The sequence below is a fragment of the Streptomyces sp. NPDC017979 genome (assembly GCF_044328175.1).
Lineage (GTDB): Bacteria > Actinomycetota > Actinomycetes > Streptomycetales > Streptomycetaceae > Streptomyces.
The window spans coordinates 322,267-340,484 of record NZ_JBIRGU010000005.1 but is presented as its reverse complement, the minus strand read 5'-3'; the positions used below and the strand labels follow the sequence as shown (position 1 = coordinate 340,484).

17 protein-coding genes are annotated in these 18,218 nt (G+C 72.2%); 12 read left to right on the top strand and 5 right to left on the bottom strand.

Annotated features, from left to right (window positions below):
- Nucleotides 1–10: 10 nt before the first annotated feature.
- From ACH4E8_RS17115 to ACH4E8_RS17100, 4 genes are all read left to right on the top strand, one after another.
- Nucleotides 11–1,030, top strand: coding sequence for a hypothetical protein (locus ACH4E8_RS17115; protein ID WP_398448870.1), 1,020 nt, complete (start codon nt 11–13; stop codon nt 1,028–1,030).
- A gap of 186 nt (nt 1,031–1,216) precedes the next feature.
- Nucleotides 1,217–1,729 (top strand): hypothetical protein, encoded by a 513-nt coding sequence (locus tag ACH4E8_RS17110; RefSeq protein ID WP_398448868.1) that lies wholly within the window; start codon nt 1,217–1,219, stop codon nt 1,727–1,729.
- Nucleotides 1,726–2,766, top strand: a complete 1,041-nt coding sequence (locus ACH4E8_RS17105) for a hypothetical protein (protein WP_398448866.1) — start codon at nt 1,726–1,728, stop codon at nt 2,764–2,766. The genes ACH4E8_RS17110 and ACH4E8_RS17105 overlap by 4 nt, the downstream gene beginning before the upstream one ends.
- 179 nt (nt 2,767–2,945) lie before the next feature.
- Nucleotides 2,946–3,212, top strand: a complete 267-nt coding sequence (locus ACH4E8_RS17100) for a hypothetical protein (RefSeq protein ID WP_398448864.1) — start codon at nt 2,946–2,948, stop codon at nt 3,210–3,212.
- A 190-nt stretch (nt 3,213–3,402) separates the two neighbouring features.
- On the opposite strand, the gene ACH4E8_RS17095 is transcribed toward ACH4E8_RS17100, so the two are convergent.
- Both ACH4E8_RS17095 and ACH4E8_RS17090 read right to left on the bottom strand, forming a co-directional pair.
- A complete protein-coding gene (locus ACH4E8_RS17095) occupies nt 3,403–3,780 on the bottom strand; it encodes a helix-turn-helix transcriptional regulator (RefSeq protein WP_361967846.1) in 378 nt (125 codons plus the stop codon).
- A 135-nt stretch (nt 3,781–3,915) separates the two neighbouring features.
- Nucleotides 3,916–4,350, bottom strand: coding sequence for a hypothetical protein (locus tag ACH4E8_RS17090; protein WP_398448862.1), 435 nt, complete (start codon nt 4,348–4,350; stop codon nt 3,916–3,918).
- A 146-nt stretch (nt 4,351–4,496) separates the two neighbouring features.
- On the opposite strand from ACH4E8_RS17090, the gene ACH4E8_RS17085 reads away from it, so the two are divergent.
- The 3 genes from ACH4E8_RS17085 to ACH4E8_RS17075 all read left to right on the top strand — a co-directional run bounded on the left by ACH4E8_RS17085 (nt 4,497) and on the right by ACH4E8_RS17075 (nt 6,834).
- Nucleotides 4,497–5,339, top strand: a complete 843-nt coding sequence (locus ACH4E8_RS17085) for a helix-turn-helix transcriptional regulator (RefSeq protein ID WP_398448860.1) — start codon at nt 4,497–4,499, stop codon at nt 5,337–5,339.
- Entirely contained in the window at nt 5,336–5,572 is a 237-nt protein-coding gene (locus ACH4E8_RS17080; RefSeq protein ID WP_398448858.1) for a DUF397 domain-containing protein, read from the top strand. The genes ACH4E8_RS17085 and ACH4E8_RS17080 overlap by 4 nt, the downstream gene beginning before the upstream one ends.
- Before the next feature lie 161 nt (nt 5,573–5,733).
- Nucleotides 5,734–6,834, top strand: a complete 1,101-nt coding sequence (locus tag ACH4E8_RS17075) for a methyltransferase domain-containing protein (RefSeq protein WP_398448856.1) — start codon at nt 5,734–5,736, stop codon at nt 6,832–6,834.
- Nucleotides 6,835–6,848: 14 nt separating this feature from the next.
- Here the strand turns inward: ACH4E8_RS17075 and ACH4E8_RS17070 are convergent, their stop codons facing one another.
- A complete protein-coding gene (locus ACH4E8_RS17070; RefSeq protein WP_398448854.1) occupies nt 6,849–8,054 on the bottom strand; it encodes a hypothetical protein in 1,206 nt (401 codons plus the stop codon).
- A 106-nt stretch (nt 8,055–8,160) separates the two neighbouring features.
- Here ACH4E8_RS17070 and ACH4E8_RS17065 point away from each other — a divergent pair, with 106 nt between their 5' ends.
- The 5 genes from ACH4E8_RS17065 (at nt 8,161) to ACH4E8_RS17045 (ending at nt 16,732) form a co-directional block, all read left to right on the top strand.
- On the top strand, nt 8,161–8,865 hold the full coding sequence (locus ACH4E8_RS17065) for a TetR/AcrR family transcriptional regulator (RefSeq protein ID WP_398448852.1): 705 nt from the start codon (nt 8,161–8,163) through the stop codon (nt 8,863–8,865).
- Nucleotides 8,866–8,899: 34 nt separating this feature from the next.
- Nucleotides 8,900–10,780: an ABC transporter ATP-binding protein gene (locus tag ACH4E8_RS17060; protein WP_398448850.1), complete on the top strand. Its 1,881-nt coding sequence runs from the start codon at nt 8,900–8,902 to the stop codon at nt 10,778–10,780.
- A gap of 415 nt (nt 10,781–11,195) precedes the next feature.
- Complete coding sequence (locus ACH4E8_RS17055; protein WP_398448848.1) at nt 11,196–12,122, top strand: DMT family transporter; 927 nt, start codon at nt 11,196–11,198, stop codon at nt 12,120–12,122.
- Between the two features lie 267 nt (nt 12,123–12,389).
- Complete coding sequence (locus ACH4E8_RS17050; protein WP_398448846.1) at nt 12,390–15,857, top strand: hypothetical protein; 3,468 nt, start codon at nt 12,390–12,392, stop codon at nt 15,855–15,857.
- Between the two features lie 32 nt (nt 15,858–15,889).
- Nucleotides 15,890–16,732, top strand: a complete 843-nt coding sequence (locus ACH4E8_RS17045) for a hypothetical protein (protein WP_398448844.1) — start codon at nt 15,890–15,892, stop codon at nt 16,730–16,732.
- A 103-nt stretch (nt 16,733–16,835) separates the two neighbouring features.
- Here ACH4E8_RS17045 and ACH4E8_RS17040 read toward each other — a convergent pair whose 3' ends face one another.
- Entirely contained in the window at nt 16,836–17,696 is an 861-nt protein-coding gene (locus ACH4E8_RS17040; RefSeq protein WP_398448842.1) for an NAD(P)-dependent oxidoreductase, read from the bottom strand.
- Nucleotides 17,693–18,115 carry a RidA family protein gene (locus tag ACH4E8_RS17035; RefSeq protein ID WP_398449221.1) on the bottom strand — a complete coding sequence of 141 codons (423 nt, stop codon included), beginning with the start codon at nt 18,113–18,115 and terminating at the stop codon, nt 17,693–17,695. Before ACH4E8_RS17035 ends, ACH4E8_RS17040 begins: the two co-directional genes overlap by 4 nt.
- Nucleotides 18,116–18,218: the final 103 nt, after the last annotated feature.

The following is an 18,218-nucleotide window of genomic DNA, read 5'->3' as shown; positions in this document are numbered from 1 at the left end:
GGTGCGCTCCATGGCACTCCGCTCCCTCTCCGCCGAACTTGTCGCCCAAGAGCCGTTCCCCGGCTTCGGCGACCGCCACGGGCGCTTCGACGCCTGGTTGGCGCGCCAGGGCGCGACCTGGCTCGTCTCCGAGACCGGTGCGGACCTCGACATCGTCGTCGGCAAGGTGAGCCGTGACCCGTCCCGGATCTTCGAGGAGGTCCGCACCTGGCCCTCCCCCCGACCGGGTCACAGCCACGGCTTCGCCTCCCCGCTGCCGGACGGCGGGCTCGCGGTGACCGGCTCCGGCGTCGTCACGGTGTACGGAGCCGACGGAGCGATCCGCTGGCAGTACGAGCACGAGCCCTGGGGCGACGAGCGCCTCGGCTCCGGCGCGTGCGTGCCCGACGGCGCCGGCCGGCTACTCCTCGTCACGACCCCGGGTCCGGACCCGGACCCGGACCTCCCGTACGACGGCGATCTGTGCGTCGCCCTCGACCTGACCGACGGACGTCCCGTGGCCCGGGTGACGATCCCGTCAGCGAGTGCCGGGTACGTCTTCCAGCAATCCCTGACCGACCCGCCCCAGCTCTATCTGACCGCGCTCCAGGGCGACACCTACTACGGTCTCTCCATCTCCGTCGACGACGACGCCCTCAGGTGGGAGACGGTCGGCCTGGAGAACGAGCCGTTCGCCGGCCCCGTCATGGACAACGCGGCCATCAAGCTGGACGTGGGCGGCGAATGGATGGGCCGCTACGACGCCGACGGCACCGAGGTCCTCGCCGAAGCCGAAGAGGTCCTCCCCGAGGGGCTGCGGTTCGTGGGATCCTCCCCTGGCTTCCTCGACAAGGACCACGTCCTCACGGCCGTCGCCGAGGAGGACTCGTCCGCCACCTCCAGGCACCTGCTCCTCGACGCCCGCACCCTGGTGCCCGTCGCCGAAGTCGACTACCCGGGAACGACGTTCCTCGACCCGCTCCCCCTCGGCGACGGCACCTGGCTCACCGTCCACGACGACATCGTGCACCGCTGGCGCACCACGGTCTGACACCTGTGACGACGGGCGTTCAACCTGTCCCGACAACGACGAGACACGGACTCCCGTCCACCTGAGGCGGGGATCCGGGTGCCCCGGTTCAGGGCATGCGTTTGGCGCCGTAGCGGGTCCGGCCGCAGTTCAGAGACCGGCTCGAATTCACCCGCCGAACAGGATCGAGATCGAAGGACCACCCTCATGATCAGCCCGGAAGTGCGCCGCCTGCTGGACACCGCACGAACGCTGCTGCCGCGGGAAGCGGAGTGGGACGTGATGAACTCCGTCCCTGCCGGACGCACGGACGAGATCGACCCCACCGTGCCCGAGGCGTACCGCGACTGCCTCACCGTGGCCAACGGCGGCATCTTCAGCAACGTGGTCTTCTTCGCAGCCGAGGACACCGCCGGCGGTCAGGTCTTCGCCGACACCGTGCAAGGGGCCCCCGTCGCCCTCGGTCGGGAAGGCTGGTTCTGCTTCGGAAAGGTCCACGAGGACCCGCTCTTCCTCAAGCGCTCGGACGGTACGGTCTGGGGCTTCCCCGACCAGGGCGTCACCTGGTGGCAGAGCGACGTGTTCGAACAATGGGGCAAGGACCTGGACACGTTCCTCCGGGACACCGTCTTCGGCCCCCGCTTCCGGACCGTCACCGACGCCGAAGAAGACGACCCTTGGCTGCAAGTGCTGCGCGAAATGGGCCGACTCGACCAGTGACCAACCCCCCGAGGCCCCGCCCGGCCCCACCCGGCTCCCCACCCGCCGAACTCGTCGCCCGGGAGCCCTTCCCCGGTTTCGGTGACCGCCACGGGCGTTACGACGCCTGGTTGGCGCGCCAGGGCGCGACCTGGCTCGTCTCCGAGACCGGTGCGGACCTCGACATCGTCGTCGGCAAGGTGAGCCGTGACCCGTCCCGTGTCTTCGAGGAGGTCCGCACCTGGCCGTCTCTCCGTCGAGGGTTCGACCACGGCTTCGCCTCCCCGCTGGCGGACGGCGGACTGGCGGTGACCGGAGCCGGAGCCGTCACGGTGTACGGAGCCGACGGCACGATCCGCTGGCGGTACGAGCACGAGCCCTGGGGCGACGAGGACCGCTACGGCGCCTGTGTGCCGGACGGCTCAGGCCGGCTGCTCCTTGTCACCACTCCGGACCCGTCGGCCCCGCCCCTCTCCTACGACGGCGATCTGTGCGTCGCGCTCGACCTCTCCGACGGACGTCCCGTGCTCCAAGCGAAGCTCCCGTCGGCCGGCGCCGGGTACGTCTTCCAGCAATCCCTGACGGACCCTTCGCACATCACTCTCAACGCAGCCCAAGGCGACACCTTCTACGCCTTCACCATCTCCGTCGATGACGGCTCCCTCGGCTGGGAAGCCGCCGGAGTCGACGACGAACTGTTCGCCGGCCCGCCCACGAGCGACGCCACCCTCATGCTCCACGTGGGCGGCCAGTGGCTGAGCCGCTACAACGTCGACGGCACCGAGGCGACCGCGGACGCCGAGGCAGTCCTTCCCGAGGGAATGCAGTTCGTGGGGTTCCATCCCGGCTTCCTCGACAAGGACCACGTCCTCGCAGCCATCGCCGAGGAGAACTGGGCCCCCGCCTCCAGGCACCTGCTCCTCGACGCCCGCACCCTGGTGCCCGTCGCCGAAGTCGACTACCCGGGAACGACGTTCCTCGACCCGCTCCCCCTCGGCGACGGCACCTGGCTCACCGTCCACGACGACATCGTGCACCGCTGGCGCACCACGGTCTGACACCTCTGACGACACACGTTGGCCCCCCGTCCACCTGAGCCCGGCCCGCCGCGTGCACCATGCGCCGGAGTACGGTGCTGGCACCGACGTGCCAGGGGAGAGGCATTGGATACGAGGGTTCGCACCGGGGATCAGGTCGCAACAGGTGGCAGGTCGCTCGCCCACCGTCCGGCCCGTCGATGAGCGCCCGCTCTTGGTTCGTGACCTTCTGGGCGGTGTTGTGCGTCGGCGGGCTCATGGCCACCACGCTCCTGGACGGCGAGAGCCGGGCGCCTGAGAAACCGGCGCCCTCCATCAGGCCGCCCCTGGAGGTGGATTGCGAGCTGCTGGCACTGCGGCTTGAGGAGGACGAGGCCCTCGCGGAGGCCGCTCGGCAGTCCGACGGAAGATCCGGCATCACTCAACGCTGGTACGGAGTGCCGGAAGAGTGCGCGGGTCGCATGTGAGGGATCCCGTGCTCCCGATGGTCCCGGGTGAGGGTTGCCCTCCCGGGGTTCTCGTCGAGGTCACGCTCGCGTCCGGGTCCTGAACGTGACGGGTCACGCCGGGCCGGGCGGCGGCCGACCGCCCTGTGCCCGCCCCGCTACCGGTCTCCCGGTCCATGGTCGGACCGGGAGACCGTGCTTGGTCAGAGCATTAGGAGGCGACCAGGGACGCGTGCGTCCGGTATTCGCGCGGCGAGAGGCCGTAGACCGTGCGGAACGTGCGGGTGAAGACGGCCGGATGGGAAAAGCCCCACCGGGTGGCGATCGCGTGGATCGGGCGGTGCGACTGCATCGGGTCGGCGAGGTCGCGACGCGCTGCGTCCAGGCGTTCGTGGCGGATGAATGCGGCGACGGTGTAACCGTGGTGCTGATACACCCGCTGTAAATGGCGGGTGGACACATGGTGCGCCGCGGCCACCGCGTCGGGGCAGAGGTCAGGGTCCTTCAAATTCTGTCGGACGAATTCCTGAGACCTTTTGAACAGGCTCGACTGGTGATACGCGGGCATGCTGTAGAGCTTCTGGAGCATCGTTTCTTCCCCCTGTTTGGGCGAGCTGCAACACCGCTGTGTGTTGGACAGCGCCCGAGGGGAAATCTAACCGCGTGGGAACCCTTTTGGGGTCGTGGAGCCTGTCCGGGACGCGTCCCGGACAGGCTTCCGCCGTCACTTGAGCACGGCCAAGCCTGCGTTACGCAGGAGCAACGGGTGCACGAAGTCGTCCGGCCCGGTCGGCGGGAACCACCAGCCCAGCGGCCAGGTGCCGCCGCCGACGGCGGGCAGCGGGACGTAACACACCCGGTTCGGGCCCCGGTTGAAGCACGTCATCCCGTCGGGCCAGTCGCTCAGGTTCGTACTCCCGGGCGCCAGGAGGAAGTAGACCGCGCGGTTCCCGGACGAACGGACGTAGATGGGCCCGGGATCGCCGACGGTCACGCCTTCGAGGAGATTCGCGAGGCGGCGACCGGGGTCGCCGTCCACGCGGATGGCATCGAAATGGAGCCCGGCCTTCCGGATGTCGATTCCAGCGTGCGGAAGCCAGTTCACACCGGCACCAAGGAGGCAACTTTCTCTGTTCACAGGGACATTGTCGAGATGCACGGATAGCGTTTTCCATGGCTGCGCGGTTTACCTGGGGCTTCCTTAGGTGCGCCTCAATGCAATTTGCCGGCGGATGGAATTCGCGGAGGAGACCTTGAGTTCACTTGAGTTCATTTGAGTCCGAACACGACAAGGAGTGATCGAACATGACCGGTTCAGAGAGCGCCAGCAAGGGGTACGTCGGGCCGACGGCACGGATGATCGCCGAGATGACTCGGAAGCTGCGCCTGAAGAAGGGGTGGTCCCAGGAGCAGTTGGGCAAGGCGATGGGGTACACCGCGCAGGCGGTGAGCGCGTTGGAGACGTACACGCACGCGGTCAGCGACCAGATGCTCCAGAAGCTGGAGAAGCACCTCGGGGAGGGGATGGGGTTCTTCGAGGCGGCGCGGGTGCCGGTGCGACTGGAGAAGCTGCCGGCGCAGTTCAAGAACTGGTCGCTGGAGGAGCAGAAGGTCCTGAGTCTGTTCTTGTATACGGCGACGGTCGTGCATGGACTCTTCCAGACCGAGGAGTACGCCAAGGCACTGATCGGCGGAGGTTATCCACCGCTGTCCGAGCAGCAGGTCAACGAACTCGTCGAGATCAGGATGGGACGGAAGGCGCTCTTCGACCGCAAGCCACTGCCCCACATCGAACTCATTCTGGAAGAAGCCGCGTTGAGGCGCACCATCGGCAGTGCGGAGATCATGCGGCGACAGCTCCTGTTCCTGCTGGAGGAGGCCGAGCGGGACAACGTCACCATCCAGGTACTGCCGCTCGACTGTGGGCTCAGTGGCAAGCACGCTGGTGTTCGCGGCGGGATGACACTGGCGGAGACGCCCGACCACGACCGCGTCGTCTACATGGAAATCCAGGACGAGAGCGTCCTGGTCAGCGATCAAGGAAAGGTCAGTACCTACGCCCAGCGTTATGCGAAGATCCGATCACAGGCCCTGGATCCCCGAGCATCGCTGGGCCTCATCAAGCAGTTGGCAGGAGAGAATCCATGACCAAGTCCCCCCGGTGGTTCACGTCCAGCTACAGCAGCTCTGCCGGTGGCGAGTGCATCGAGGTCGCCTTCGACTGGCGCAAGTCCTCGTACAGCAGCGACAGCGGTGGCGAGTGCGTCGAGGTCGCCACCTGCCCCCACACCGTCCACGTCCGTGACTCCAAGCTCACCGACAGCCCCGTCTTCGCCGTCGACACGGCGGCCTGGGACGCCTTCCTCACCTGGACCAAGTAAGGCGCCGCACACAGGTGCGTACGCGCCCGCCTTCGATCCGGACGGGGGCGTACGCACCTGTCGTCGCCTCCATCTGATGTATCTGAACCGTCTGACGGCAGGCACGGGAAAAAGTGATCGCAAACGCACTCCCGGCCCGACGCGCGATGCTTGACCGGGTCATGGAGCAGCACGGGGGCTGGCCCGGCCGGTCCCCGTGGATCAGGGAAGCCGTCGCCGGGCTACCGCGAGATCTGTTCGCTCCGGACCGGCTGTGGCACTGGGACGGGAACGCCTACGTCCCGGTGGACCGGGCCGTGGACCCCGCCCAGTGGGTCGAACTTCTTTACGCCGACCCCGACGCACCCGCGGTCACCCAGGTCATCGACGGGCTTCCGACGTCGAGCTTGTCGTGCCAGGCGGTCGTGGTCGACATGCTCGACTCGCTCCTCCTGGAGCCGGGACACCGGGTGCTCGAACTCGGGACCGGCACCGGATGGAACGCCGCGCTGCTCGCGGCGCGGGTCGGTGGCGAGCGGGTCACCACGGTGGAGACGGACCCGACGGTGGCGGAGACCGCACGCGTACGGCTGCGGGAACACGCGCCGGGAGTCCGGGGCCGCGTCGGTGACGGGTCGCTCGGGGCCTCCGACCCCATCGCGCCCGCCACCGCTCCGTACGACCGGGTCATTGCCACGTACGCCGTGGATCGCGTGCCCTGGGCGTGGGTGGCGCAGACCCGGCCCGGCGGGCGCATCGTGTTGCCGTGGGGCCGGCTCGGGCACGTCGCACTCACCGTCGCCGACGACGGTCGCTCGGCGTCGGGATGGGTCCAGGGGCTCGCGCAGTTCATGCCCGACCGCAACGCCGCCACCGCCGCCGCCACCGCGTCGCAGGACTTCGCCGCCGTGCGCGGCAGTGGCGGACCGCAGCACGAGCGGCCCTGGGAGCGCGACTTGACGCCGTTGCGTGACGACTGGGACCTTCGCTTCGCCTTGCGCGTCGCCCTTCCCGATCTCCACGTCACCGTCGCGGCCGATGACGACGGGCTGAACGCGTGGCTGCACGACGACGCCTCCTGGGCCGTGCTCGCCGCGAACGGCGACGGAACCACCACGGCCCACCAGGGCGGCACCCGCCGACTGGCCGACGAACTCGACCGAGCGTGGGGTGCGTGGCACGCGATGGGGAGCCCTTCGCGGTACGACTTCGGGCTGACGGTCGAGGAGCACCGGCAGTACGCGTGGGCGCGGGACCCCGCGACGGGGCCCCGCTGGCCGTAGGGCCCGCAGAAGAGTCAGCCCACGTCCGCCGGCAGCAACTGCTCCGTGAGCAGCCGGCGCACCCGCACCTCACGTTCAGGACCGGCGAGCCAGGTGTCCAGGAGGCGCCAGCCGTGGAAGTAGCCGAGGACGTACAGGGCCATGCCCGTGGACCGCAGGGTGGTCAGGGCCGTGGGCGTCTCGGTGTCGGCGAGCAGCGCCCAGCGGGATAGGTACGCGGCCAGTTCCGAATCCGGGCGGCCCTCGGCGGCCAGGAACGCCGCGTTCGCCCAGACGCCGAACAGCATGTTCTGGGCCCGGTGGACCGCGGCGAAGTCGCTGCCGTCCGGGGCGATGCCGTTCGGCCTCAGCACGTGGTCGGTCAGCCACGCCTGGGCCTGGTCGTCCGGGAAGACGATGTCCTGCGCGTGCAGGCCGAGCCCTTCGCTGATGACGAAGCTGGGGCCGAGCATGAACCGGACCTGTTGGTCGAGGAAGCCGCGTTCCTCGACCAACTCCCGCTCCTTGAACAGGGATTCGGCGATGTGGCCGGGGTGCCCCTCGTGGGCGACGACATACAGCAGGTCGGCCAGGTTGAACGGCAGGTCGCGGTTGATGTGCAGGGTGGAGCGCACCCCGCCCTCGTACTCACCGGCCGCCCGGAACGCCACCCCGGACACCAGCCGGCAGCGCACCCTCTCCTCTGCCGGCAGCGGTACGAGCGCGCCGGTGCGCCGGCGGGTCTCGGCGACGGCCGCGTGCACGAGGGAAGGGAGCCGGCCCAACTGGTCCGTCGGCAGGGTGTGGGCCTTCTGCCAGGCGTGCAGCCGTTCCGCCAGGGTGCCGGCGCCGTGGGGCAGGGCGGCGTCCAGGAGGGCGTGCGCCTGCTCGAACAGGTCCTCCGGCAGCCACTGCGCCGCGACGCCCAGGCACGCGCGGGCGTACTCGGGCAACGGCAGCTCCACGCCCGCCAGCCGCCCGGCGACCGCCCTGAGCGCCCGGACCTGTGCGGCCAGGTACCGGGCCCGGTCGGGCGGGAAGGGAATCCGCTCCAGCAGCGCGTCGGCGTCCTCCACCAGCAGCCCGGCCGGGGGCGGCGCCTCCTGCGCCACGTGCGCCCGCCACTCCTCGGGCCCCCGGTAGATGAGCACCGTTCCGGTGGCGCTGCCGGCCGTCTGCCGGTCGACGCGCAGCGCCAGCAACGCGTACGCGCACAGCCACTCCCTCGGGGTCGTGGACATCGCTTCCTCCCTGTGCCGTCGGAGATCCCTGGCGTCTCCTCGCACCGGCGAAGCTAGTTGTACGGTTTTCCGTACACCGTACGGAACGTCTGGAAGGAGCGCGGGAGTGGGCCATGGACCGCCGTCCGCCGTCTGGTTCGCCGACGAGCCCGTCCGCAAGCCGCGGCTGACCAGGGACCGGATCGCCGGCGCCGCGGTCGCGCTGTTGGACGCGGAGGGGGTGGAGGGGCTGTCCATGCGGCGGCTCGCGGCCCGCCTCGGCGCCGGCACGATGTCGCTGTACGAGTACGTGGGCAGCCGCGAGGACGTCCTGGACCTGGCCGTGGACGCGGCCGTCGCCGAGATCGAACTCGACGACGACAGCCACGACCCGTCCTGGCGCGACGCCCTGACCCGGCAGATGACCCGCAGTCGACGCGTGATGCGCCGGCACCCCTGGCTGCCCGCCCTGATGGCCACCCGCCCGCTGCTCGGCCCGCACGCCCTCGCCCGTTCGGAACGGGTGTACGCCCTGCTCCACCGAGCCGGGCTCGACGGGCCCCGGCTCACCACCGCCGTCGGCGCCCTGACCTACTTCGTCCAGGGTTACACGGCCGCGGAGAACGTGTGGCGCACCCGCCAGCGCGACCCCGCCGCGGAGGGCGCGCTGCGGCGCCGGACCCAGGAGTACCTGGACCGCCGGGCGGAGCTGTATCCCACGCTCGCCCAGCACGCCGCACCGAGCGGCAGCGGCGGCGACTTCGACGCGTCCTTCCGGCTCGGCCTGGAGACCGTTCTCGACGGAATCGCGGTCCACACGCCCACCACTTGACCTCAAGATTGGTTGAGGTCATAGCGTCCCGGTCATGAGCATGGAGACCACGGCCTGGACGCAGGCATACCGAGCGATGCACGCCGAACAGGACCGGCGTCCCTTCAACCCCGCGACCATGCGGCGCATTTGGTCCTTCGCCCGACCCCACCGCCGCGCGATCGGCGTCTTCCTCGTCCTCAGCGTGCTGATCGCGCTGCTCGCCGTCGCGACGCCCGTACTCGCCGGCCGCGTCGTCAACGCGATCGTGTCCGACGGCGCCGCCGAAACCGTCGTGCAACTCGCGCTGCTGATCGCCCTCATCGCCGTCGCCGAAGCCGGCCTCGGACTCGTCGAGCGCTGGTACTCGGCGCGGCTCGGCGAAGGGCTCATCCTCGACCTGCGGCGGGCCGTCTTCGACCACGTGCAGAAGATGCCCGTCGCCTTCTTCACCCGCACCCGCACCGGCGCGCTCGTCAGCCGGCTCAACAACGACGTCATCGGCGCGCAGCGGGCGTTCAGCACCACCCTGTCGGGGGTCGCGGGGGACCTCGTCACGCTCGTCCTGACCCTCGTCGTGATGCTGACGCTGTCCTGGCAGATCACCCTGCTCGCGCTCGTCCTGCTGCCCCTCTTCGTCGTCCCGGCGCGCCGGATGGGGAACCGGATGGCCGCGCTCCAGCGCGAAGGGGCCCAGCTCAACGCCGAGATGGGGACGCGGATGACGGAGCGCTTCTCCGCGCCGGGGGCGACGCTGGTGAAGCTGTTCGGGCGGCCGGAGGACGAGTCGCGGGAGTTCAGCGCACGGGCGGCGCGGGTGCGGGACATCGGGGTGCGGACGGCGATGGTGCAGACCGTCTTCATCACCGCGCTGACCTTGGTGTCCGCGCTCGCGCTGGCGCTGGTGTACGGACTCGGCGGCTGGTACGCGCTGCGCGGCAGCCTGGAGCCCGGCTCGGTCGTCGCGCTCGCGCTGCTGCTGACCCGACTGTACGCGCCGCTGACCTCGCTCGCCGGCGCGCGGGTGGAGGTGATGAGCGCGCTCGTCAGCTTCGAGCGGGTCTTCGAGGTGCTGGACCTCAAGCCGCTGATCGACGAGCGGAAGGACGCCCGGCAGACGCCGGAGGGGCCGGTGTCGGTGGAGTTCACGGACGTGACGTTCGCGTACCCGTCGGCGGACAAGGTGTCGCTCGCGTCGCTGGAGGAGGTCGCCACGCTCGACACCCGGGGCGGCGAGGACGTGTTGCGCGGCATCTCCTTCCGCGCGGAGGCCGGTCAGACGGTGGCGCTCGTCGGCACCTCGGGCGCGGGCAAGTCGACGATCGCGGGCCTGCTGCCGCGGCTGTACGACGTGGACGGCGGCGCGATCCGCATCGGCGGGGTCGACGTGCGGGACCTGTCGGCGGCCGCGCTGCGCGGCACGGTGGGGATGGTCACCCAGGACGGGCACCTCTTCCACGAGTCCGTACGCGCGAACCTGCTGCTGGCCCGGCCGGACGCCACGGAGGACGAGCTGTGGTCGGCGCTGGAGCGGGCCCGGTTGACCGACCTCGTACGGTCCCTGCCGGACGGTCTGGACACCGTCGTCGGCGAACGCGGCTACCGGCTGTCGGGCGGCGAGCGCCAGCGGATGACGATCGCGCGGCTGCTGCTGGCGCGGCAGCGGGTGGTGATCCTCGACGAGGCGACGGCGCACCTGGACAACACCTCGGAGTCGGCGGTGCAGGCGGCGCTGACGGACGCGCTCGCGGACCGTACGGCGCTGGTCATCGCGCACCGGCTGTCCACGATCCGCTCGGCGGACCAGATCCTGGTGGTGGAGGGCGGCGAGATCGTGGAACGCGGCACGCACGAGGGGCTGTTGGCGCAGGAGGGGCGGTACGCGGAGCTGTACCGGACACAGTTCGCGCGCGGGGAGGAGGCCGCGGTCGGGTGACGGCGGGCGGATTCGGTACGGCCGGCGTCGGGTGACGGCGGGCGGCTTGAGAACGGCCGCCGTCAGGTGACGGTGTACGGCTTGAGGACGGCCGGCGCCCCGGGTGGGGTGCCGGCCGTTCCGTACGCCGGCCCCCGGGTGAGGTTGCCGGCTGATTCCGCACGAGGGCCCGGGGTGAGGTTGCCGACGGTTTCCGTACGACGGCCCGGGCGGGAGTGCCGTCCCGTAGCCTGTGCCGCATGCATCGATGGCGCACCAGCACCCCGCCTCCCCGCGGCTGAGCGGGGTGACCTCCGGGCCCGGCCGCTGAGCGAACTCCTCGCGGCCGAGGCCCTGTTCGCGCGTGTCCGCGCGAGCGCGACGTGCCCCGCTTCCGGCGACCTCTGAACACGCCTCGAAGACGGAGCTTCCTTTCATGTCTGCAACAAGGACCTCACCCTCCCCTGCCCGAACGCCGCTCAACGGCACCGCACTCCTCGTCGTCGCGGGCGTGCTGTGGGGCGCGGGCGGGCTCGCCGGGTCGTACCTCGCGGACCGCGCCGGCCTCGACCCGGTGGCGGTGGCCGCGTACCGACTGCTGTGCGGGGGCGCGCTGATCGTGCTGTACGCGATGGCCACCGGCACCCGGCCGGCGGGGGCCGGCAGGGCGGTGTGGCTACGGGTCGGGTTCTCCGGGCTGCTGCTCGCCACCTTCCAGGCGGCGTACTTCGCGGCGGTGGCCGCGACGTCGGTGGGGCTCGCCACGCTCACCACGATGGTGGCGGTGCCGGTGCTGATCACGGTGGGCGCGGCGGTTCTCGACCGTCGGCTGCCGGACGCCCGCACGGCCGGCGCGGTAGCGCTCGCCGTCGCCGGGCTCCTCCTGCTGCTGGGCGGGGACGGCGCGGCCGGCGGCCCGCTGCTCGCCGGGACGGCGCTCGCGCTGCTGGCCGCGGCGAGCTTCGCGACGTTCTCCCTCTGGTTCGCCCGCCGCACCACCCCCGCGAACGCGGCCGACCTGGGCCTCGGCTTCCTGACGGGCGGCCTGGTACTGCTCCCCTTCGCCGCGGCGTCCGGCATGACGCTCCCGCTGCGCCCCGACGCGCTCGGCGCCCTGGCCTTCCTCGTCCTCCTGCCGACCGCGGTGGCGTACGTCGCGTACTTCACGGCCCTCCGCGTCGTGCGCCCGACGGCGGCGGTGATCGGCGTGCTGCTGGAGCCCCTGACGGCGACGCTGCTGTCCGTCGCCCTCGCCGGCGAACGTCTCTCCGCCGCGCAGACGGCGGGCGCGGTGGTGGTCCTCGCCTCCATCGCCCTCCAGTCCTCGGGGCCGCGCCCCGAGCGCCCCGCCGTCTCGGGCTAGCCCACGCCCCGCCCCCTACGCCCTGAGGGCGTGGCGGTACCCCCAGCGCCCCTGTTTCGCTTCCCCCGTCATTCGCCTGCGGGCTGGGGCGGAGGTTTGAGGGGCGCTGGGGGTTCCCGTGCCCGCGAGGCGCAGGGGAGGGACAGCGCGAGCGCCCCTGCGCAGTCACCGCGCACCCCGCATGCGCAAACCCCGTTCGCGCGCCGCGTCCCGCGCCTACAGTGGCTGACCGCGGACGCGCGCGCGGGCGGATCGGGGGAGCGCATCATGGACGGGCAGCAACAGCACTCAGTGCACCGCGCGTTGGTCGTGGGGATCGAAGGTGCGGCCGACGCCGACGACCTCGACCGCACCGGCACGCCCCCACGCGCCCACCTCCCTTACGCCCCCGACTACGCCACCCGCATCCAAAACGCCCTGCGCGCCTTCGGCTACCGCACCCCCGACCACCCCCACGACCCCGCCTCCACCGCACCCGCGCTCCAGAGCGCCGTCGAGCGCGTCCTCGCCTCCGGGCCCGGGTACGTCGTCGTGCACCTCCTCACGCACGGCGAACTCGGCAGGAGCGGCGCCCTGTACGCCGTCGGCGGAGACGGCGAGCGGACCGGGACCGGCGTCGAGCAGTGGCTGAGGTCCGTCGAGGACGCCGAGCCCGCCGACTCCGCGCCGTACGTGCTGTTCCTGTTGGACCTGTGCTTCGCGGGCGGCACCGCCCGGCTGCCGTGGCAGCACGCGCTGCGCGCGGAGGAGCGCCGGACGTGGGTGATGTCCGCGAACGAGATCGACGAACCGGCCTGGGAGGGCTGGCTGTCGCGGGCCGTCGCCGAGGTGCTGGAGTCGTTCGTCAACGGCCGGCTCCGGGTCGACCCGTCCGTGTCGCACGTCCCGTTGGACTTCTTCTCCCGCGAGGTGCGTCAGCGCGTCGCGGCGTACGTGGCGGAGGGCGCCGGCCAGGTGCAGCGGGTGCTGCCGCCCGCCCCGGAGTCCGGCGCCGACCTGCCGCACTTCGCCTTCTTCCCCAATCCCCGTTACGGAACGGGCACCGTCGAGGGGCCGCGCGCCGAGTTGGACCGGGTGGCCGCGCCGCTCTTCGACGAGGTGGCGGACGTACGGCACTTCACCGGGCGGGCGTCCGGCACCGAGGGCGTCTTCGGGGACGACCGGAAGGGCCTGTTCCGGGGCCGGGACGCGGAAGTGCAGGCGCTGTCCGCGTGGCTGCGGGGCGAGGGCGGGGACCTGTGCGTGCTCACGGGGAAGGCGGGCGTGGGCAAGTCGGCGCTGCTCGGGATGCTGGTGTGCGCGGCGCACCCGCTCCTGCGGGCCAAGGCGCACTGGCTGTGGCAGTCGCTCAGCGAACCGCCGCCGGTGGTCGACCGGCTGGCGGTGGTGCACGCGCGGCAGCGCTCGGTGGCCGACGTGATGGGTGCGCTGGGGCGGCAGTGGGAGCTGGGACGGGTGAGCACCGCGGAGGAGGTCGTGTCCGCGCTCGACGGCCAGCGGGCCGTGCTGGTGCTGGACGCGTTGGACGAGGCCGAGCACCCGCGCGAGCTGGCGGCGGCGCTGCTCACCCTCGCGCCGGTGTGCCGGATGCTCGTCGGCGTCCGTCCCGAGCTCCGGTTCCGGGCGCTGTTCCGGCGGGCCGGCCGCGCGGGACGCGTCGACCTGAACAAGGTGTCGCGGCGTCGGCTCCACGGCGAGCTGCGCGCCTACGTGCGCGACGTCCTGCGGGTGTCACCGCGGTACTCGGCCGCGGGCCTCGAAGCGACCGTCGACGAACTCGCCGACGGCATCGCCCGGACGCTGACCCGCAGGAAGAACAAGCAGTACGGCGAGTTCCTGGTGGCCGCGCTGTATCTGCGGCACCTGGTGCTGCGGGCGGCCCCGGTCGACCCCGGCGAAGTGCACCGGCTCAGCACCGCCGTACCGCGCGACCTGGGACAACTGCTCCACCTCGACCTGGGCTTGGACCTCGACGGCGACGAGGGGCCGCAGGAGACGCCGTGGCTGCGGGAGGTGCTGTCGGCGCTCGCGTACGCACGGGGCGCGGGGATGCCGGAGGAGGTCGTACGGGCGACGGCACCGGCCTTCCGCAAGGACGGTGGAGATCCCGACACGGACGGGGGTCCCGACATCGGTGGCGACACGGGCGGGGGTCCCGACATCGAGGAAGTCCGCACGGTCATGGAAGCCGCGCGCTTCTACCTGCGGCGGGACGTCGACGCCGAGGGACGCACCGTGTACCGCCTCTTCCACCAGGGGCTCGCGGACCGACTGCGGGCCGCCGCCGGCCCCACGCGCACGGACGCCGTCCTCACCCGGCTGCTCGCGCTCGCCGGCACGCCCCGCCACTGGCACACGGCCGAACCGTACGTCCTGCGGCACGCGGCCCGGCACGCCGCCGAGGCGGACCGGCTGGCGGAGCTGCTGGGCGACACCCAGTTCCTGGTGCACTCCCCGCCGGAGCACCTGATGCCGCTGCTCGCACCGTTGGGCTGGGCGGCCCTGCGCCTGCACGAGGTGCCGCCGTCCGCCGAGTTGTACGCCAAGCACGTCGACTCGCTGCGCGATCTGGACCCCTCGCAGCGCCATCTGTTCCTGGCCGTCGCAGCCGCGGCCAAAGGGAAGTCGAAGGTGGTCGAAGCGCTGTCCCCGGGGTGCCCGTGGCGCGTGCGGCAGATCGGGTCCATGCCGCTGAGCCAGGCCCATGTGCAGATGCCCGACAACGAATGGGCCACGGTGGACCGGCGCTCCCCCATCCACACGACGATGACGACGGACGTCGACGGACGACCCCATTTGTTGGTCGGTTCGGCGGGCGGGCACGTCCACCTGTGGGACCTGGTCGAGGGGCGCGAGTCAGCCGGGTACAGCGGCGGAGGGAACGCCGAGCACGCGTCCGACGCGAGCTTCGCCTCCTTGGACGGGAACCCCTTCGCGGTCACCGTGCACACGTACTCCCTCCCCGGCGCACCCTCTTCCCAGCTGCGCCTGTGGCAGTTGCCGAAGATGCAGACGGTCCGGCACGAGAGGTTCGGCGATCGGCTGGACCTCGGCAGCGTCACCTGCACCACGGTGGACGGCCGTGAGGTGGCCGTGCTGTGCGGCAGCCGGGAACCGCGGTGGCGCACCCCGGACGGCGTGCTGCTGATGTGGGACCTGCGGGAACACCGGGCGTTCGGGGAGCCGTTGGTGTACGAAAGCGCGCCGCTGGGCTGTGTGGCGGCGGCGTCGGACGGCACGGCGCACGTGGTCACCGGCGCCCACGACGGCACGGTGGGCCTGTGGGACCTGTCTGCGCGGACCCGGGTCCGGACGTTCACGGGCCACGAGGGGCCCGTCGTGGCGGCCACGACCGTCGCCGTCGACGGCCGCCCCCACGCCGTGACCGGCGGCGCGGACGGCACCGTACGCGTCTGGGACCTGGCGACGGGCGCGGCCGTGCACACCCTCGCGGGCCACGGCCAGACCGTGTGGTGCGTGGCCTCCGCCGCCCTGGGCGACCGCCCCCACGCCGTCACGGGCGGCGCGGACCGGACCGTACGCGTCTGGGACCTGGCGACGGGCGCCGTGCGGGAGACGCTCCGGCTGCCGAGCGTGCCGCGGAGCCTCGCCGTCGCGTCCGACGGCAGCCTCCTCGTCGCCTTGAAGGACACCGTCGTCGCCCTGAAGCCCGGCCCCCACCTGCCACCTCTGGCACCCGGTCCCCACCTGCCGCCTCTGACGCCCTGCCCCTGACCCGTACGGCCAACACCCGGGAGCACATCGTCATGTCCCTCGTCGTCGCAGTCCACGGCATCGGCAACCACAAGGCCGGCCGCGCGCCGGAAGAGGTCGCCGCCCACCGGGCGGGCGAATGGAGCGCGCACCTCGCGCAGGGGTCGGGCGCCGAGCTGCCCGCAGGTGCGCTGGCCTTCGCGTACTACGCGCACCATCTGCACGCGGCGATGCCGGTGTCCCAGGGCCGGTCCGATGACGCGCTGGACCGGCTCACCCCGGAGGAGGTAGCGCTGGTGACCCGGTGGACGGCGGAGCTGGAACTGCCCCGGATCACCGCGCAGGGGCGCCTCGCGGTGCCGCTGCGGCAACTCGCCTCCGTGGTGGCCAAGCGCTTCTCCCTGGACGGCCGGCTCACCCGCGCCTTCATCGCGCTGGCCGCCCGCGAGGTCAACACCTATCTGCGGGCCCCGGACGCGCCGGCCCGGCTGGCGGCGCGCGAGGAGGTCGCCGCGGTGATCGCGGCGCACCGGCCGCGGGTGGTGCTCGCGCACTCGCTGGGCACGGTCGTCGCGTACGAGGCGCTGCACGCCCACCCGGAGCTGGAGGTGGAGCTGCTGGTGACGTTGGGGTCGCCGCTCGCCCTGCCGCACGGGGTCTTCCACCGGCTGCTCCCGGCCCCGGTCGACGGCCGCGGCAGCCGGCCGCCGGGGGTGGCCCGCTGGGTGAACCTGGCCGACCACGGGGATCCCGTCGCCGTCCCCCGCCCGTTGAAGCGCTACTTCCCCGACATCGACCTGGACCTGCCGGAGAGCGTGCGGCTCGTGGACTTCCACTGCGCGCGGAGCTATCTGCGCAGCCCGGCGCTGGCGGCGACGCTCGCGCCGTACCTGTGAGGCGGGGCGGGCCGCACACTCCTTCGCGGCCCGGCCCGCCCCGTCCCCGCTCAGTGCGTGGCATCCGGGTGGGTGAACGGGGCCAGGACAGCGGCCCTGCGGGCTAACGCAGGTCGGGCGTACGGGCCAGGACCGCCAGGTCCAGGCTGCCGGCGCCGTCGCCCCGGGCCGCCGCCCGCTTCGCCAGCCCCGCCGCCGCTTCGGCCATCGGCAACACCCCCGTGGCTGCCGATGCGCCCTCCGCCACCGACACCACCAGCCCCAGGTCCTTCACGAGACCGTCGACGGTGAAGTCCGCGTCGTCGTACGCGTCGTGGTCCAGGCGTTCGCGCTTGCGGCCCACGACGTGGCCGAGCGGCCCCATCTGGAGGATGTCCAGGACCTGCGCCCGCGGCAGTTCGAGTTCGGCGCCGAGTTGGACGGCGTCGTGCAGCGCGCCCATCGCCGTGCCGAGCGTCAGGTTGGCGATCAGCTTGAGGCCGGCCGCGGTGCCCACGGGACCGGTGTGGCGCCGGCTGCCCTCGCGCGACCAGGACAGCAGTACGGGCTCGGCGGCGCGCGCGTCGTCCTCGTCGCCCGCGGTCAGGACGTGCAGCGCCGCTTTCCGTACGGCCGGCACCGAGCCGAGGACCGGCGCCTCCAGGTAGCGCAGGCCCGCGGCCCGCACCTCGCTGTCCAACCGGCGTGCCTCGGCCGGCGCCAGGGTGGTCGCGTTGATGACGAGCGCGCCCGGGCACGCGCCGGACGCGACGCCGTGCGGCCCGAGCAGCACCGCGTCCGCCGCCGGCCCGTCGAAGACCATGACCACGACGACTTCGGCGTCCCGCACCGCCTCGGCCGGGGTCGCCGCGGTCGACTCCGGCTTCGGCGTGCGGTTCCAGGCGCTCACCTCGTGGCCGTCGGCGGCGAGCGCGGCGGCGAACGCCGCACCCATCCGGCCGAGACCGCACACGGCGACCTTCATCGAACGCCCTCCCCTCGCGTCGGCACGCCGTCCGTCCGCTCCTCCGGGAGCACCGCGAACGCCTCCACTTCGAGGAGGAGTTCGGGCCGGAAGAGCGCGGCGACCTGCACGGCACTGCTGGCGGGCAGCCGATCGGCGCTCACGTACTCGTCACGCGCGGCCCGCACCGCCGGCAGATGGGCGATGTCGGTGACGAAGTACGTCAGCTTGATGACGTCGCCGAAGTCCGCGCCGACGTGCGCGAGGCAGCGGCGCAGGTTCTCGAAGACCTGGCGCGCCTGGGCCGCGGGGTCGCCCTCGCCCACGATGTCGCCGTTCTCGTCGTTGGCGATCTGCCCGGAGATCGCGACGAGCCGGCCGGTGCCCATGACGACGTTGGTGTAGCCGGTGCCGGGGGCGACGCCCCGGGGGTTCGGCACGTACGTGAGCCGGCTCGGCGGAGTGGACTCAGCCGGCGCCGCGTTGCTCGTACTGCCGGCGTCGCTCGTACTGCCGGCGTCGCTCGTACTGCTTGTGTCGTTC

What these genes read in the sequence shown, in the direction of transcription:
- ACH4E8_RS17115 (WP_398448870.1), top strand. Translation starts at nt 11, where the DNA reads ATGGCACTCCGCTCCCTCTCCGCCGAACTTGTCGCCCAAGAGCCGTTC.
- ACH4E8_RS17110 (WP_398448868.1), top strand. Translation starts at nt 1,217, where the DNA reads ATGATCAGCCCGGAAGTGCGCCGCCTGCTGGACACCGCACGAACGCTG.
- ACH4E8_RS17100 (WP_398448864.1), top strand. Translation starts at nt 2,946, where the DNA reads ATGAGCGCCCGCTCTTGGTTCGTGACCTTCTGGGCGGTGTTGTGCGTC.
- ACH4E8_RS17095 (WP_361967846.1), bottom strand. Translation starts at nt 3,780, where the DNA reads ATGCTCCAGAAGCTCTACAGCATGCCCGCGTATCACCAGTCGAGCCTG.
- ACH4E8_RS17085 (WP_398448860.1), top strand. Translation starts at nt 4,497, where the DNA reads ATGACCGGTTCAGAGAGCGCCAGCAAGGGGTACGTCGGGCCGACGGCA.
- ACH4E8_RS17080 (WP_398448858.1), top strand. Translation starts at nt 5,336, where the DNA reads ATGACCAAGTCCCCCCGGTGGTTCACGTCCAGCTACAGCAGCTCTGCC.
- ACH4E8_RS17075 (WP_398448856.1), top strand. Translation starts at nt 5,734, where the DNA reads ATGGAGCAGCACGGGGGCTGGCCCGGCCGGTCCCCGTGGATCAGGGAA.
- ACH4E8_RS17070 (WP_398448854.1), bottom strand. Translation starts at nt 8,054, where the DNA reads ATGTCCACGACCCCGAGGGAGTGGCTGTGCGCGTACGCGTTGCTGGCG.
- ACH4E8_RS17060 (WP_398448850.1), top strand. Translation starts at nt 8,900, where the DNA reads ATGAGCATGGAGACCACGGCCTGGACGCAGGCATACCGAGCGATGCAC.
- ACH4E8_RS17055 (WP_398448848.1), top strand. Translation starts at nt 11,196, where the DNA reads ATGTCTGCAACAAGGACCTCACCCTCCCCTGCCCGAACGCCGCTCAAC.
- ACH4E8_RS17050 (WP_398448846.1), top strand. Translation starts at nt 12,390, where the DNA reads ATGGACGGGCAGCAACAGCACTCAGTGCACCGCGCGTTGGTCGTGGGG.
- ACH4E8_RS17045 (WP_398448844.1), top strand. Translation starts at nt 15,890, where the DNA reads ATGTCCCTCGTCGTCGCAGTCCACGGCATCGGCAACCACAAGGCCGGC.
- ACH4E8_RS17040 (WP_398448842.1), bottom strand. Translation starts at nt 17,696, where the DNA reads ATGAAGGTCGCCGTGTGCGGTCTCGGCCGGATGGGTGCGGCGTTCGCC.